Consider the following 13246-nt stretch of genomic DNA (forward strand, 5'->3'; position numbering starts at 1 on the left):
CGCCGGGTCGTGGCTTTTCTTCGGTGACACCGTAGTCATTATCGGTGAAACTCCTTCTAGATCAGAGCCTCACACACAAACTTCCTGACACCCTCGTGCTCCTTCGCCTCCGCCAGCAGGCGCTCGGCGAGGTCTTTCTGATTGATGATCTCTCCGGTCACGGGATCAATCATCTCGTCATTAACGATGACGGCATCGGTCGTGTCAGTCACGGCCATCTCCTTTCGGATCAGGCCGGACCCACACACCGTTTATCTGACAGTCCCCCCGAGAACTATCGCCTCAGAATGCTCCTGGTCGGCGGCGGCCTGAACCTCTAACCCACACTCAAGTCAGAAGAGCCCATTTGGGGAAGAGGCGCTCGAGGTCTTTCTTGGGAACTTTCGCTCCGACCTTGAGGTCCTCGGGCGTCTACTCGCCTGGCGCGGGGGTTGACTCAGTGGACTGGGTCGTGGCTTCGGCCACGGACGACATCACCGCCGGCGTTCGAGATACCTCTTCCGATTTGGTGGTACCGCACGCGGAGAGGGCGAGTGCTGCGGCAGCCCCGACTATCAAGACGGGGAACCGTGGGCGTGTTGAACGTGTGGTGGTCACGTGGGGGAGTCTTCTCGAACAGGATCGGGCGGTGTGATGGTGTGGTCGGGACGGCCGGGTAGTTCATCGGGTGGTAGGGGGTTGCCTGGGGTTCCGGGGTAGCCGCCGTAGCCGGGATCGTCGGGTGTGTCGGGGTGTTTGAGCAGGATGTGGTACTCGCTGACCTGCTGCGGCTCGCTAGAGACCGTCGTGGTCAGGGTTCCTTCGACGTCGACCCAGGGAGAGCCTGCGACTTGGTAGGCTCCGGACCATGTGGTGGTGACGGAGATGGTGAAGGTTCCGGTGCGTGGCCATTCGTGCCAGAACCGGTTGTTCGGGTATGGCGAGTTCGGGTCACTCGTAGTTATCGGGTCTGTGGCGTCCCCGTAGTCGAACGTGTAACTAATTGGCGTGAAGCGCACGTGGAAGGGGTAGCCCAGTATCTCTCCAGACACGATGTGCTGCCGTGCCGTGGTGGCGGCAACGACCGGCATGTTGACCGTGTGGTGCCCTTGGTCGGGTTGTAGGAGAATCTCGCCCTTGGCGACCGGGAAGTTCTTGAACTCCTCGATCGTCACTGGGCGCGGTGGTCCCGGGTCGACGGGCTGTACCACGACCTTGACCGGGTCAGGCCCCTCGCCGTCACCGAAGCTACGGCATTCGATTTCTCGTTTGGGGTCATCAGGATGCGGGCAAAGCGCGATGAACTCCAGACCCGGGGCCGGCATTGGATACTTCTCCTCCGGTGGCCCCTCTGGCTTAGGACGTGGCGATCGTGAAACAGGAGGCTGGGGATTTTTCTTTCCAGGCTTGGACTTCTCGAGAAAACCATCGTTGGCTTCCTCTTCGCCTTCCTCCTTTCCTCCGCAATTCGAGGATTCCTGCGCCCACTCACATCCGGTCCTGGTTTCGGCGGGAGGAGTATAGACGGGCTGAGTCCATATCAGTCCACTGATGGACAGGCTGATTGCGAGTCCGATGGTTACCATGGCAGATGGTCCAATTTAACGAAACCTGGCACCCACTGTCCGTCGATGAATCCGACGACGTAATAGCTCGTCGAATCCGTATCTTTTAGGAGTTCTTTGACTGTTGTGTCCGAGTCTCCGAGGCGAATGGATAACGGGTTAGTCCGCGATATTTTGACGCCATAAGCATTGCCTCTTGGCGCCGGGTCAGCAGTTACCTCATGGATCTCGGCGGGCGCGTAGTGCCATTTCTTGTTTTCGGCTGTGGTCGTTGCTGCCCTGACGGCATCGCAGTTATTGCAGTCGCCGCTATCGATTCTATTAAAGTAGTCAGGTTTTCTTTCGGCCATCGAAGTGTCGATGAGAGTGTCGAAGTACAACGCCGCATCTTTTGCGCCTTGCTCGCTGAGGACCGTCAGCGTTGCTGGCGGCTCGGGGACTTCCCACTTGGGGAAGAGACGTTCGAGGTCTTCTTTGGGGACCTTGGCACCGACCTTGAGGTCCTCGAGCATCCACTCGCCAGGTGCGGGCGTAGCTTCGGCGGATGTGCTCGCTGATGCGGACGCTGATGGTGTGGGCGTCGTCGGGCCTCCAGTCGAGCCCTTGCCAGAGCAGGCCGACAAGGTCAGTGCGGCAGCCGCGCATGCGATCGATACGCGGGCGAGAGGACGCGTCGAAAATGTCATGTGGGTCACACTAGCGGAGCTTTAGAGAACGCGAAACCCCTCGATGCAAGGCTGTGGATAACTATTGTGTTCGCGAATTGCTGAGGTGTGGTTGACGTCGAGCCTTGTTCTATGGTTTATTGGTTAAGTAAGGAACCAAAGGAGATGTGTCGTGGATTTCTCTGGACCCGAACCGATCTATCTGCAGATCGCCTCCGACATTCGCGCGCAGATCCTGGCTGGCGATCTCGGCGACGGAGATCAGGTCATGTCGACGACGGAGTACGCGACGACCTACCGCATTAACCCCGCGACCGCGGCGAAGGCTTTCACGATCCTTGAGCAGGAAGGACTCGTCGAAAAACGTCGGGGATTGGGTGTCTTCATCGCCCCCGGGGCGAGCGAGGTCCTGCGTCGGGAACGACGCGCGACGTTCCAGAACGATTCCATCGACCCCTTTGCCGACGACATCGTGCGGCTCGGCCTCGAGGTTGAAGACGTCGTTGCCCGCGTGCGCGCAGCCGTCGCCGAGCGCCTCGCCTATCTTCAGGAGGACGCATGAGTGCCGCACTAACGATGTCTTCGGTTGGGTAACGCTATCCGCTGTCGCGAACCGATGTGCTCACGGGCATCGACCTGGAGTTGCCATCGGGGATCGTCGCGGGGCTCTTTGGTCGCAACGGCGCCAGCAAGACGACGCTGCTCTACCTTGGTGCGGGGCTCGCCAAGCCCAGCGCGAGCACGGTGCGCGTCCGGGGCGGTGATCCGTTCCGCGATGCGGCGGCGCTGCGCAGCGTCGTCCTTATGAGTTCCGGGAGCTGCCTGCACCGCTCGACGCGGCTGGGACGCCTCGGTCGCGATTGGGTCCGGCAGCGCCCGAGTTTCGATCACGAACGTCTGCTCGAGTTGCTCGATCGGTTCGAGGTTAGCGTGCAGGCAAAGGAAAATGCGCTGTCGCGCGGCCAGCGATCATCGGCGAATGCGGCGTTCGCGTTTGCGAGCCGCGCACCGCTCACCTTGCTCGATGAGATCCACCTCGGGATGGACCCCGTCATTCGTCGTCGCTTCTACGACACGCTGCTCGAAGAGTTTATTGCGACGGCTGGCACCTACATCATCTCTTCGCACCAGATCGAAGACGTCGAACACCTCATTAGCCACGCCATCGTCGTGGACTCGGGACGGATCGCGCGCACCGGGGATGCCGACGCGCTGCGAGCTTCGGTTCCGGGGGCGCGTCTCTCACCGACGTGCTCGTCGAGCTCACGGGAAGGGCTGAAGCATGAACGTTATGACTCCGACACTGCGCTCCGAGGCCCGCTACCTCGCCGCACTTGCGGCAGTCGCGGTCATCGGAGTGGCGATCGCCGCGATCCTTCAAGCGACCACCGAACAGATCACGGTCGCGGTGGCCCTCGGGGTCGGCATCCTTACCGTGCTCGACTTGCTCATGCCGTATATCTTCGGGGCGCTGATCGCGTCGCGGACAGGGGAAGCCATCCGCTCCGGGCAGTCCCGCTTCGCTGCGCTGCTCACTCTCGCGTGCGGGGCCGGCCTCGTCCTTGCCGCGGGGTTCGTCGTGCTGCTTTATGTCGTCGGTCTGTCGCAGGCAAGCCAAGCGACGTTCACGTCGCCTGCCTGGCCCCGGATGATCGAAAACGTCGTCCTCGGCCTGGATATGCGTACGCTTTGGCTGCTTGGCCCTTGGTGCGACGATTCGCGGCTCCCGATTCCGTACCAACCCGGGTTGGCCAGCCAGGTGCTGGCAGTCCTCGCATGGTGGGGGTGCTCGCGGCGCTCGTCTTGACGTTCCAACCGAAGGATCGGGCGTGAGGCGATGAACCGCTCGCTTATGGTCGCCGAGTCCTGTCTTGCTGCGGTCGCGATCTGGGTGATTTCCGGCCTCGAAGCGCTCGCCCTGCCGCCGGGTGTGCCCGTCTTCACCATCGTGAGCTCCACGATCAATCTGGCGCTGATCTTCGTGCCGATTGTCCTCGCGGTGTTCGATGCGCCCGACCTCATGTCCCGCCGCCGAATGGGTCGCTCGCGCCTTGGTCTCGTCGGCGATGCGACGCTCGGTCTCGGAGCTGCCGCTGCGATCCGGCTAGCGCCTGCACTCATGCGACTGCCAGAGTACGACGGGGCGTTGCGGCTGCTGAATCTCGATGCCGAATTCTGGTGGCTGATTGCGCTGAGCATGGTGTTTTACGCCGGCACGCTCGCGTTCCGGCTCGTGGCGAGCATGACGTCGTGGGCGTTCGTAATTTCTTTGGCGGTCGCTGGCATCCTCGCGTGGGCCGTCGTCGGCGCCCTCGCCCCCGGAAGTGAGCAGCATCTTCTCAATCCGACTGCGCTCTTGCTGAGTGCACCGGCCGAGTGGCAGCCGTTCATCTTTGCGCCGCTCGTCGTGCTCGTGCTCGCGGCGGTCCTCTTTACTCTCCAGCTGCGAGACATCGATCCGGATTAGTATGGCGGGCATAATGAGCCCATGGCGCCCGAAAGCCAGAACAAGGAAGAGCCGGCGAACGATGACGTCGGCCGACTGCTCGATGCCGCGCGCTCCGGCGAGATCGACTCGCTCGATGAGCTTGCCGCAAAGGCGCATTTCTCCCGCTTTCACCTATCGCGGCTATTAAAAAAGCATCTCGGCTTCCCGCTGCGCGACTTCCTCGCCGCGGCCCGCGTCGAACGCAGCATTGACGGCCTCGTCGACGGTCATAACGTCACCCGCTCGCAGGTCGATGCGGGGCACGACTCGCCGTCGAGCTTCCATCGCGCCTTTCGCCGCCACACCGGCATGTCGCCGTCGGACTACCGCAAGCAGATGGCCACGCTCGCCGCCCATCTCATGCGCCAACAGGATCGCGACGGCCCGCTCGTCGTTCTGCATCGAACGTTCTCGCCCGACGAGCACGCCCAGCTGCATCCGCTCACCGTCGAGGTCGAAGGTGCGAAGCCCTACAGCGCGCTGTTCATCGCGCTGCATCCCGACCCGCTCGTGCGTGGCGAACCCGCGCTCGGCATCGCGATGCTCGGCACGACGAGTTATGACGTGAGTGCGATTCCGGACGGCAGGTATTACGCCATGGTCGTCGAGGTGCCTCGCAAGTCGGATGTGCGGGCGTATTTCCAGATGGCGAAAACCGTCGGCAGCTGCAGCGCACCCCGTTCACGTTCCCGCTCACGGAACCGACGCGCGTCAGCCTCGCGCTGCGCGCCAAGATCCCGGAGGATCCGCCGATCACGCTTAACCTACCGCGGCTGTTCGTCCAAGCGGCCGCCGGGCAGCTCGATCTCGAGGTGAGCAATTCGGGACAAGTGCGACCCGAGGACGAAAAATAGGCTCGAAGCACCACCACGAATCCAGGAGGATCATCATGGCCAAGCTTTCGACCTACATCACGTTTCCCGGCAACGCTAAAGAAGCGTTCACGCACTACGCCGAGGTGTTCGGCGGCGACCTGAACCTCATGACCTACGGCGACATGCCCGCCATGGAGGGGATACCGTTCACGCCTGACCCGCAGGCCATCGCGCACGCGCAGCTCAACCTGCCGGGCGGCACGATCACGGGCGGCGACGCCATGCCGGAAGAGACGTGCGTCGTGAAGGACACCGTCTACTCCCTCATGTACGAGCTCGACGACGTCGAACAGGCCAAGGGATTTATCGACGCGCTTCTCGCGGCGGCGCCGGACGTTAGGCGGATCACCCGACGTCGGGCATCACGCTGCTAGCCGTCGGGGCGCAATTCGTGGCACAATGATCTGCTGTACCCGGCCCACACGGCCCCTCTCACCGTGTGAGGACGTGTCCAGGACAACCGCCGAACTGTGACCCACCAGCGACAGCGCGCGTCCACCCCGATATTTATCAGGAGTTGACCACACAAGTGGCAGTCAAGATTCGTTTGAAGCGCATGGGCAAGATCCGTGCGCCGTTCTACCGCGTCGTCGTCATGGACTCGCGCACCAAGCGCGATGGCCGTGCGATCGAAGAGATCGGCAAGTACCACCCGACCCGCGAGCCCTCCGTCATCGAGATCGACTCGGAGCGCGCGCAGTACTGGCTGTCGGTCGGTGCGCAGCCGACTGACCAGGTCGAGAAGCTGCTCAAGCTCACCGGCGACTGGCAGAAGTTCAAGGGCGAGAAGGACACCGAAAGCAAGGTCCGCACCGCCGAAGGCGTGAGCGAGGAAGAAACCCGCGCCGCCATCAAGGCCGCCGAGGACGAGGCCGAAAAGCGCAAGGCCGTTGCCTCCGCGAAGAAGGCCGAAGCCGAAAAGGCTGAGTCCGAAGAGTCGGCTGATTCTGCCGATTCGCCTGAGTCCGCGGATTCGCCCGAGTCCGCCGAGTCCGCCGAATAATCATGTTGGCCGAAGCTCTCGACCACCTGGTTCGCGGAATCGTCGACAATCCGGACGATGTACGAGTCAGCTCCCGGCGCCTGCGCCGCGGCGAGCTGCTCGAGGTCCACGTCAATCCGGACGATCTCGGACGCGTGATCGGACGCTCGGGACGCACCGCCAAGGCGCTGCGTACCGTCGTCGGATCGCTGTCGAAGGATCAGGTCCGCATCGACGTCGTCGATACTGACCGACGCTAAACACCCGCCAAACCCGGCCCGCATGCGATCATGGGGCCGGGTTTGTCGTTGCTTTAAAGGAAAATCGCCATGCGTCTTGCTGTCGCCACCATCGCCTCCGCCGTCGGGCTCAAGGGCCACGTTCGCCTCAAGCTCTCGACCGACGACCCGGCGGGGCGCTTTGCCGTCGGGCAGGAATTGTTGACCGACGACGGCGCCCTGACGGTCGCTCACGTGCGCAGCGATGGCAAGACGTTTCAGCCGTCGTTCGTCGGGCATGAGGACCGCAACGCCGCCGAGACGCTGCGAGACACTGTGCTGTACATCGAGACCGACGACGATGAACTGTACGAGGACGAGTTTTTCTACCACGAGCTCATCGGCCTGCCCGTGCGCACGGTCGAGGGCGTCGAGCTCGGTGAGGTGCGGCGGATCCAGGCGATGCCCGCGCAGGACCTCCTCGTCGTGAAGACCGCCAGTGGCGACGTGTTCGTGCCGTTCGTCGAGCAAATTGTTGTGGAGGTGGGCGATGAGGCGCTCATCGTCGATCCGCCGGGCGGCCTGTTTGATGACGACGCGGAAGAGGTTCGGCCATGAAGATCGACGTCATCTCGATCTTTCCCGAGTACCTCGCCGCACTCGAGCTGTCCCTCATTGGCAAGGCGCGCACGTCGGGCCTGCTCGATTTAACCGTGCACAACCTGCGCGATTGGACGACGGATAAGCACCGCACCGTGGATGACACCCCGGCCGGGGGCGGCGCGGGGATGGTCATGCGCGCCGACGTGTGGGGCGCGGCGCTCGACGATGTGCTCGGGGCCGCGGCAGACGCGGATGCGGATGAGGGCGCGAACGGCGATGTTGAGGCGGGCGCGACCGAGGAGGGCCCGGTCCTGCTCATCCCGACGCCGACCGGCCGCGTGTTTGATCAGCGCATGGCCGAAGAACTCGCGGGCGAGGACCACCTCGTATTCGCCTGCGGGCGCTACGAGGGCATCGACGCGCGGGTCGCGGAAAAGTTTTCCGAGCGCGTGCGCGTCGTCGAGTTCTCGATCGGTGACTACGTGCTGAACGGGGGAGAGGTCGCCGCGCTCGTCGCGATCGAGGCGATCGGGCGGCTCTCGCCCGGCGTCGTCGGCAATCCCGAATCGCTCATCGAGGAGTCCCACGGCGCCGCGGGCCTGCTCGAATACCCGGTCTACACGCGTCCGACGAGTTGGCGCGGCGCCGACATTCCCGACGTGCTGCTCTCCGGCGATCACGCGCGGATCACGCGGTGGCGTCGTCGCAAGGCGCTCGCCCGCACCGCGAAGCGTCGCCCCGATATGCTGATCGACCGCGCCGAGCCGCTCACGATGGAGGACAAGCTCGCGCTCATTTCCGAGGGGTTCGTCCTCATCGAAGACGAAATCCGCCGCTGCGAGATCCGCGAGGCGGGCCCCGAGGATGCCGCAGCCGTCGCCGAGCTCGCGCGTCGTACCTTCCCCGACGCCTGCCCGCCGGAACTGCCGCCGGAGGCCATCAGCGATTTTATGGAAACGTTCCTCACGCCCGTGCGGTTCGTCGGCTATCTCGCCGACCCGGAACGCCGGATCTGGGTCGCGAGCGCGAACGGCCAGTTGCTCGCTTACTGCATGCTCGTGATGGACCTGCGGCCCGAAGACGAGGAGGGCGCGAGCGAGGTTCGTCACCATCTGCCGCGCGGCCTCGTCGCCGAAGTCTCCAAGTTCTACGTCGACCCGATCGCACGCGGCACGGGCCTCGGGCGCGCGCTCATGGCCCACGTTCTGCATGATTGCGCGAGCGCATCGCCCACGATTGCGGGCCTGTGGCTCGGCACGAACCGCTCCAATACCCGCGCCATCACCTTCTACGAACGCTGCGGCTGGAAGGTCACCGGATCGCGCACCTTCGACGTCGGCGGGCAGCCCCAAGACGATGTCATCATCACAGTTGCCAAGCTGGCGAAATACGCGACGCCTATGGCAGACTAGGGCGGTCATGTGCCTCGCGCGGCCACCTGCCACAGGGGGCGGCCGAAGACGACGAGCACACCACAAACCACCGCGGCAAGTACCTTGCCCAGACCTGCGCGTCCGACCTGTGGCGGGAGCGGAAAGAGAACAATTATGCAGAAGCTGGATGCTATCGACGTCAAGTCGATGCGCGACGACATTCCGGATTTCCGTGCCGGCGACAACGTCAAGGTGCACGTGAAGGTTATCGAAGGTAACCGTCACCGTATTCAGGTCTTCCAGGGCACCGTCCTCGCCCGTCAGGGCGGCGGCGTCCGCGAGACGTTCACCGTCCGCAAGGTGAGCTTCGGCGTTGGCGTGGAGCGTACGTTCCCGCTGCATGCCCCGACGATCGACCACATCGAGGTCGTCACCCGCGGCGCCGTGCGTCGTGCGAAGCTGTACTACCTGCGTGACCGCCACGGCAAGGCGGCCAAGATCCGCGAGAAGCGCTAGTCGTCTCTCTCACCTTTTAACTCCAGCCCGGCGCGCGTGCCGGGCTGGGGCGTATCCAGGCAAAAGCGATACGGTAAGTCTGGTTAAACCCACCTGCGAAAGAGGGATCCATGGCGTCAGAGCCTCGCATCACGCGACGGCCAGCCCGCCCAGAGTGCGACGAAAGTGAGCCGATGCCCCCGAGTTTCCGTCCGGCTGCGCGGCAGCCGCTGCCGAAGCACCTGTCGCAAGGCAAGCTGGCGGAACAGTCCTGGCTTTCGTGGTTCAAAGAGACGGCGGCAATCATCGTTATCGCGCTCGTCGTATCCTTCCTCATCAAAACGTTCCTCGTCCAGGCGTTCTTCATCCCGAGCTCGTCGATGGAAAACACGCTGCGTGTCGGCGACCGCATCCTCGTGAACAAAACCATCAGCGGCACGGATATTGGCCGCGGCGACGTCGTCGTCTTTAAAGACCCCGGCGGCTGGCTGCCCCCGCGGCGCGAAGATCCCTCCGTGCTGGAGCGGCTCGGAAAAGACGCCCTCACCGCCGTCGGGATTCTGCCCGCCGATGCGGGCGAACACCTCATCAAACGCGTGATCGGCCTACCCGGCGACACCGTCGAATGCTGCAGCACCGACGGCAAACTCGTCGTAAACGGCACGCCCATCACCGAGCCGTATCTCAAACCGGGCGTCAGGCCCTCTGAGGTCGACTTCTCGGTCAAGGTCCCTGCGAACTCCGTGTGGCTCATGGGCGATAACCGCTCGAATTCGCGCGATTCGCGCGCTCAGATCGGCTCGCCGGGCGGCGGGTTCGTCTCGCTCAACGACGTCGTCGGTCGCGCGTTTGTCATCATGTGGCCGTATGCGCATTGGAGCGGGCTCGGGAGCGGATCGGAGGCCTTTAGCCATGTCCCCGCTCCGTAGCGCGACGCGCGACCTCGAACTGGCGCTGCTCGCGCGCCACCGGTTCGTCATCGGCGTCGACGAGGTCGGACGCGGCGCGCTCGCCGGGCCCGTCAGCGTCGGCGTGTGCATCGTCGATCGCGAATGCGGCGACGTGCCCGAGGGCCTGACCGACTCCAAACTCCTGTTAGCCGCGAGACGCGAAGCAATGGTCGAGCAGGTGGCGGCGTGGTCGTGTGCGCGCGCCGTCGGGCATGCGAGCCCGGCCGAAATCGACGCCCACGGCATCATCGCTGCGTTGCGCCTGGCCGCCCTGCGCGCCCTGGCAGTCGCCGCCGACACGCTCGGTGGGGAAGCAGCCTGCGCCGCGAAGAGCGCGATCATCCTCGACGGCTCGCACAACTGGCTGCTGCCCGAGCCCGACCTGTTTTCCTCCGACGAGACCATCTGGCACGACGCGCACCTCACCGTGCAGGTCAAGGCTGACCGTGACTGCGCCGTCGTCGCCGCCGCATCCGTCATTGCGAAAGTCGAGCGCGATCGGATCATGAGCGAGCTTGCCGACCCGGGCTACGGTTTCGCCGCCCATAAGGGCTACGCCTGCGCCGCGCACCGCGAGGCGATCGCACGGCTGGGGGCTAGCGATGAGCACCGCCGCAGCTGGCGGCTGCTGCCGGAGCAGGCCGACGCGACCGTTCCCCCTATGGCGAACACGTCCGCGTAATCTGCGACGAGCACCCCGCCGAGGCGGCATGATGGCTACGTGAGTGCCGACGATCTTGAAAACTACGAGACCGAGCTCGAGCTCGATCTCTACCGCGAATACCGCGATGTCGTATCCCTTTTTAGCTACGTCGTGGAGACCGAGCGCCGCTTTTACCTGGCGAACGAGGTCGAGCTCAAGCCCCGCAGCGCGGGCGGCGAAGTCTTTTTCGAACTCACGCTGACCGACGCGTGGGTGTGGGACGTCTACCGGAGCGCGCGGTTCGTCGCGAAGGTCAACATCGTGACGTTTAAGGACGTCAACATCGAGGAACTCACGAAAACCGATATGACGATCTAGCGGTGGCGGCCTCGCCGCCGCAATCCACAACGACCGGTTGCCGTCGCTCGGCACCGGTCGTTTCTTACTGCCTCCGCCCACGGCGCGGCATCCTGCGCTGAGCTTGGCGCATGAGCACACACAACCTCCGCATCGGCGCCCACGGCGAACAGTGCGCGACCGACTACCTCATGAGCCACGGTTACGACATCATCGAGCGCAACTGGCGCTGCCCCGCAGGCGAGGTCGATATCGTCGCGAAACAGCCGGGCGGCCCCGTCTGCCTGATCGAAGTCAAAACCCGCACGACGCTCGCCTACGGGCATCCGGCCGAATCGATCACGCGTACCAAACTCGCCTGCATGCGCCAGGTCGCCGGGTTTTGGCGGCGTGAGCGCGGCGGCCCGCATCCGCTCCGGCTCGACCTCATCTGCATCACGCTCGATGAGGACGAACCCGACATCTGGCACCTGGCGGGAGTGGACCGATGAAACTCGCCCGCACCGTCGCGGTGAGCCTCACGGGCCTCGCCGGCGATGTCGTCACCGTTGAAGCGCACCTCGCGACGCATATCCCGCGGTTTACGATCGTCGGGCTGCCCGACGCATCCCTGTCCGAAGCGAAGGACCGCGTGCGGGCGGCGATCGAATCGTGCGGGCGTATCCTGCCGCCGCAGCGGATCACGGTGAACCTGCAGCCGGCGTCGCTGCCGAAGACCGGCTCGGCGTTCGACCTCGCGATCGCCGTCGCCATCCTCGTGGCGAACGAACCCGCCTCGCTGCGCCCGAGCATCACCCGCGTCGCGCATATCGGCGAGCTCGGGCTCGACGGCGCGATCCTGCCGGTGCGCGGCGTCCTGCCCGCCGTGCGCGCCGCGAAGGATGCGGGCTACCGCGCCGTCGTGACGAGCCGCGCGAATGAAGCCGAGGCGCGCCTCGTGCCCGGGATGGACGTCCTGGCCTTCGACCACCTGTCCCACCTGCTGCACCACTACGCGCTCGAATGCACGCTTACCCCGATTCCGATGCAGGTCGCGACGATCGCCGACGAACCCGACGAGGCAGGCCCGCCGCTCGATTTCGCCGACGTGACGGGCCAAGAGGAGGCAAAACACGCGCTTGAGGTCGCTGCGGCCGGTGGCCATCACGCGCTGCTCATCGGGCCGCCTGGGACCGGCAAGACGATGCTCGCCTCGCGGCTGCCGACGATCCTGCCCGACCTCGACGACGACACCGCCGTCGCGGTCTCCTCCGTCCACTCGATCTCGGGGACGTTCACGGGCACGCAGCTCGTGCGTCGCCCGCCCTTCGTCGCACCGCACCATACGGCGTCCAAGGTCTCGCTCGTCGGCGGCGGGGCGCGCATCGCCCGGCCCGGCGCGATCTCGCTCGCGCACGGCGGCGTTCTATTCCTCGACGAGTCGGGTGAAACTAAGCACACCTCCTGATCACAGGAGGCACCGTGACCATCACCGACCGACCCGCGAACCCACGTCCAGGACGCGCGACCCGAACCGTCGTGTACCCGGCCTTCACCCAGACCGGTCCAGAGGAGCCTGTCGAGGGCACCCGGGGCATCTACCTCTATCTACGCCTGTCGAAGTACCACCGAGACGGCGCCGACGCGATTGAACGCCAGCGACTCGATCTGCTCCGCAAGCTGAACACTGAAGGCGGCTGGACGGTGCTGGGGGAGTACATCGACAACGACTCGGCAAGCGCTTCCGCGGTGCGCAATCGCAAGGGGTGGCGACAGCTCAACCAGGACATCCAGGCAGGCAAGGTGCCTGCCGTCGCCTTCTGGAAGCTGGACCGCACCAACCGCATTGCCTCGCAGTGCATCGAATGGATTGGGCAGTGTCAGAAAGCTGGCGTGTACTTGATCTCGCATCAAGACAGCGACCAGGAACTCAACACGGCGACAGCCGGTGCAAAGCTGATCACTGGGATCAAGGCTCTCATGGATCGCCCCGGGTGTGGTGGAGGGTTTGATCTAACCGAGAGGATAGGAACATGCCTGCACCGAGTAAGTACCCTGCAGAAGTTCGTGACCG

At 64.4% G+C, this 13246-nt stretch carries 20 protein-coding genes and 1 pseudogene; 17 read left to right on the forward strand and 4 right to left on the reverse strand.

The annotated features are described in order from the left end of the window. Positions 1-56: 56 nt before the first annotated feature. The 3 genes from BSZ39_RS13940 to BSZ39_RS10320 form a co-directional block, all read right to left on the reverse strand. On the reverse strand, positions 57-212 hold the full coding sequence (locus tag BSZ39_RS13940) for a hypothetical protein (protein WP_158025175.1): 156 nt from the start codon (positions 210-212) through the stop codon (positions 57-59). A gap of 381 nt (positions 213-593) precedes the next feature. After that, the gene (locus BSZ39_RS10315) at positions 594-1565 is read right to left on the reverse strand and encodes a hypothetical protein (protein ID WP_143180498.1); all 972 of its coding nucleotides are present in this window, start codon (positions 1563-1565) and stop codon (positions 594-596) included. Next, complete coding sequence (locus BSZ39_RS10320) at positions 1559-2230, reverse strand: hypothetical protein (RefSeq protein ID WP_143180499.1); 672 nt, start codon at positions 2228-2230, stop codon at positions 1559-1561. Before BSZ39_RS10320 ends, BSZ39_RS10315 begins: the two co-directional genes overlap by 7 nt. 151 nt (positions 2231-2381) lie before the next feature. On the opposite strand from BSZ39_RS10320, the gene BSZ39_RS10325 reads away from it, so the two are divergent. Then, positions 2382-2771 carry a GntR family transcriptional regulator gene (locus tag BSZ39_RS10325; protein ID WP_073717252.1) on the forward strand — a complete coding sequence of 130 codons (390 nt, stop codon included), beginning with the start codon at positions 2382-2384 and terminating at the stop codon, positions 2769-2771. A 56-nt stretch (positions 2772-2827) separates the two neighbouring features. After that, a pseudogene (locus BSZ39_RS15095) lies at positions 2828-3178 on the forward strand (ATP-binding cassette domain-containing protein); the annotation flags it as partial. Here BSZ39_RS15095 and BSZ39_RS14670 read toward each other — a convergent pair. Then, positions 3179-3370: a hypothetical protein gene (locus BSZ39_RS14670; RefSeq protein WP_245792494.1), complete on the reverse strand. Its 192-nt coding sequence runs from the start codon at positions 3368-3370 to the stop codon at positions 3179-3181. Positions 3371-3491: 121 nt separating this feature from the next. Between BSZ39_RS14670 and BSZ39_RS14675 the strand changes: the two genes are divergently transcribed. From BSZ39_RS14675 to BSZ39_RS13255, 15 genes are all read left to right on the forward strand, one after another. Then, positions 3492-4016, forward strand: coding sequence for a hypothetical protein (locus tag BSZ39_RS14675; protein ID WP_245792495.1), 525 nt, complete (start codon positions 3492-3494; stop codon positions 4014-4016). Positions 4017-4046: 30 nt separating this feature from the next. Then, positions 4047-4676, forward strand: coding sequence for a hypothetical protein (locus tag BSZ39_RS10335; protein WP_073717254.1), 630 nt, complete (start codon positions 4047-4049; stop codon positions 4674-4676). A gap of 21 nt (positions 4677-4697) precedes the next feature. Continuing rightward, positions 4698-5513: a helix-turn-helix domain-containing protein gene (locus BSZ39_RS10340; RefSeq protein ID WP_073717255.1), complete on the forward strand. Its 816-nt coding sequence runs from the start codon at positions 4698-4700 to the stop codon at positions 5511-5513. Positions 5514-5586: 73 nt separating this feature from the next. Continuing rightward, a complete protein-coding gene (locus tag BSZ39_RS10345) occupies positions 5587-5946 on the forward strand; it encodes a VOC family protein (RefSeq protein WP_073717256.1) in 360 nt (119 codons plus the stop codon). A 155-nt stretch (positions 5947-6101) separates the two neighbouring features. After that, a complete protein-coding gene (gene rpsP, locus BSZ39_RS10350) occupies positions 6102-6575 on the forward strand; it encodes a 30S ribosomal protein S16 (RefSeq protein WP_073717257.1) in 474 nt (157 codons plus the stop codon). Between the two features lie 2 nt (positions 6576-6577). After that, complete coding sequence (locus BSZ39_RS10355; RefSeq protein WP_073717258.1) at positions 6578-6814, forward strand: RNA-binding protein; 237 nt, start codon at positions 6578-6580, stop codon at positions 6812-6814. A gap of 69 nt (positions 6815-6883) precedes the next feature. Continuing rightward, positions 6884-7390 (forward strand): ribosome maturation factor RimM, encoded by a 507-nt coding sequence (gene rimM, locus BSZ39_RS10360; protein ID WP_073717259.1) that lies wholly within the window; start codon positions 6884-6886, stop codon positions 7388-7390. Then, a complete protein-coding gene (gene trmD, locus BSZ39_RS10365; RefSeq protein WP_073717260.1) occupies positions 7387-8787 on the forward strand; it encodes a tRNA (guanosine(37)-N1)-methyltransferase TrmD in 1401 nt (466 codons plus the stop codon). Before rimM ends, trmD begins: the two co-directional genes overlap by 4 nt. Before the next feature lie 135 nt (positions 8788-8922). Then, the gene (gene rplS, locus BSZ39_RS10370; RefSeq protein WP_073717261.1) at positions 8923-9264 is read left to right on the forward strand and encodes a 50S ribosomal protein L19; all 342 of its coding nucleotides are present in this window, start codon (positions 8923-8925) and stop codon (positions 9262-9264) included. Between the two features lie 110 nt (positions 9265-9374). Continuing rightward, positions 9375-10172 (forward strand): signal peptidase I, encoded by a 798-nt coding sequence (lepB, locus tag BSZ39_RS10375; RefSeq protein WP_083603242.1) that lies wholly within the window; start codon positions 9375-9377, stop codon positions 10170-10172. Beyond that, entirely contained in the window at positions 10156-10875 is a 720-nt protein-coding gene (locus BSZ39_RS10380; RefSeq protein ID WP_073717263.1) for a ribonuclease HII, read from the forward strand. The genes lepB and BSZ39_RS10380 overlap by 17 nt, the downstream gene beginning before the upstream one ends. 39 nt (positions 10876-10914) lie before the next feature. Next, on the forward strand, positions 10915-11214 hold the full coding sequence (locus tag BSZ39_RS10385) for a DUF2469 domain-containing protein (RefSeq protein ID WP_073717264.1): 300 nt from the start codon (positions 10915-10917) through the stop codon (positions 11212-11214). A 110-nt stretch (positions 11215-11324) separates the two neighbouring features. Continuing rightward, entirely contained in the window at positions 11325-11684 is a 360-nt protein-coding gene (locus tag BSZ39_RS10390; protein ID WP_073717265.1) for a YraN family protein, read from the forward strand. Further along, entirely contained in the window at positions 11681-12640 is a 960-nt protein-coding gene (locus tag BSZ39_RS10395) for a YifB family Mg chelatase-like AAA ATPase (RefSeq protein WP_073717266.1), read from the forward strand. Before BSZ39_RS10390 ends, BSZ39_RS10395 begins: the two co-directional genes overlap by 4 nt. A gap of 14 nt (positions 12641-12654) precedes the next feature. Continuing rightward, positions 12655-13246 (forward strand): recombinase family protein (locus BSZ39_RS13255; RefSeq protein WP_143180500.1); only part of this gene is annotated, 592 nt, incomplete at its 3' end.

The organism is Bowdeniella nasicola, assembly GCF_001907295.1.
Taxonomy (GTDB): Bacteria; Actinomycetota; Actinomycetes; order Actinomycetales; family Actinomycetaceae; genus Bowdeniella; species Bowdeniella nasicola.

Excerpts from the sequence above, each read along its gene's own strand:
- BSZ39_RS10315 (WP_143180498.1), bottom strand. The coding sequence starts at position 1,565 with ATGGTAACCATCGGACTCGCAATCAGCCTGTCCATCAGTGGACTGATA.
- BSZ39_RS10395 (WP_073717266.1), top strand. The coding sequence starts at position 11,681 with ATGAAACTCGCCCGCACCGTCGCGGTGAGCCTCACGGGCCTCGCCGGC.
- BSZ39_RS10380 (WP_073717263.1), top strand. The coding sequence starts at position 10,156 with ATGTCCCCGCTCCGTAGCGCGACGCGCGACCTCGAACTGGCGCTGCTC.
- rplS (WP_073717261.1), top strand. The coding sequence starts at position 8,923 with ATGCAGAAGCTGGATGCTATCGACGTCAAGTCGATGCGCGACGACATT.
- BSZ39_RS10320 (WP_143180499.1), bottom strand. The coding sequence starts at position 2,230 with ATGACATTTTCGACGCGTCCTCTCGCCCGCGTATCGATCGCATGCGCG.
- BSZ39_RS10335 (WP_073717254.1), top strand. The coding sequence starts at position 4,047 with ATGAACCGCTCGCTTATGGTCGCCGAGTCCTGTCTTGCTGCGGTCGCG.
- BSZ39_RS14675 (WP_245792495.1), top strand. The coding sequence starts at position 3,492 with ATGAACGTTATGACTCCGACACTGCGCTCCGAGGCCCGCTACCTCGCC.
- BSZ39_RS10340 (WP_073717255.1), top strand. The coding sequence starts at position 4,698 with ATGGCGCCCGAAAGCCAGAACAAGGAAGAGCCGGCGAACGATGACGTC.
- BSZ39_RS10355 (WP_073717258.1), top strand. The coding sequence starts at position 6,578 with ATGTTGGCCGAAGCTCTCGACCACCTGGTTCGCGGAATCGTCGACAAT.
- lepB (WP_083603242.1), top strand. The coding sequence starts at position 9,375 with ATGGCGTCAGAGCCTCGCATCACGCGACGGCCAGCCCGCCCAGAGTGC.
- BSZ39_RS10390 (WP_073717265.1), top strand. The coding sequence starts at position 11,325 with ATGAGCACACACAACCTCCGCATCGGCGCCCACGGCGAACAGTGCGCG.
- BSZ39_RS10345 (WP_073717256.1), top strand. The coding sequence starts at position 5,587 with ATGGCCAAGCTTTCGACCTACATCACGTTTCCCGGCAACGCTAAAGAA.
- rimM (WP_073717259.1), top strand. The coding sequence starts at position 6,884 with ATGCGTCTTGCTGTCGCCACCATCGCCTCCGCCGTCGGGCTCAAGGGC.
- trmD (WP_073717260.1), top strand. The coding sequence starts at position 7,387 with ATGAAGATCGACGTCATCTCGATCTTTCCCGAGTACCTCGCCGCACTC.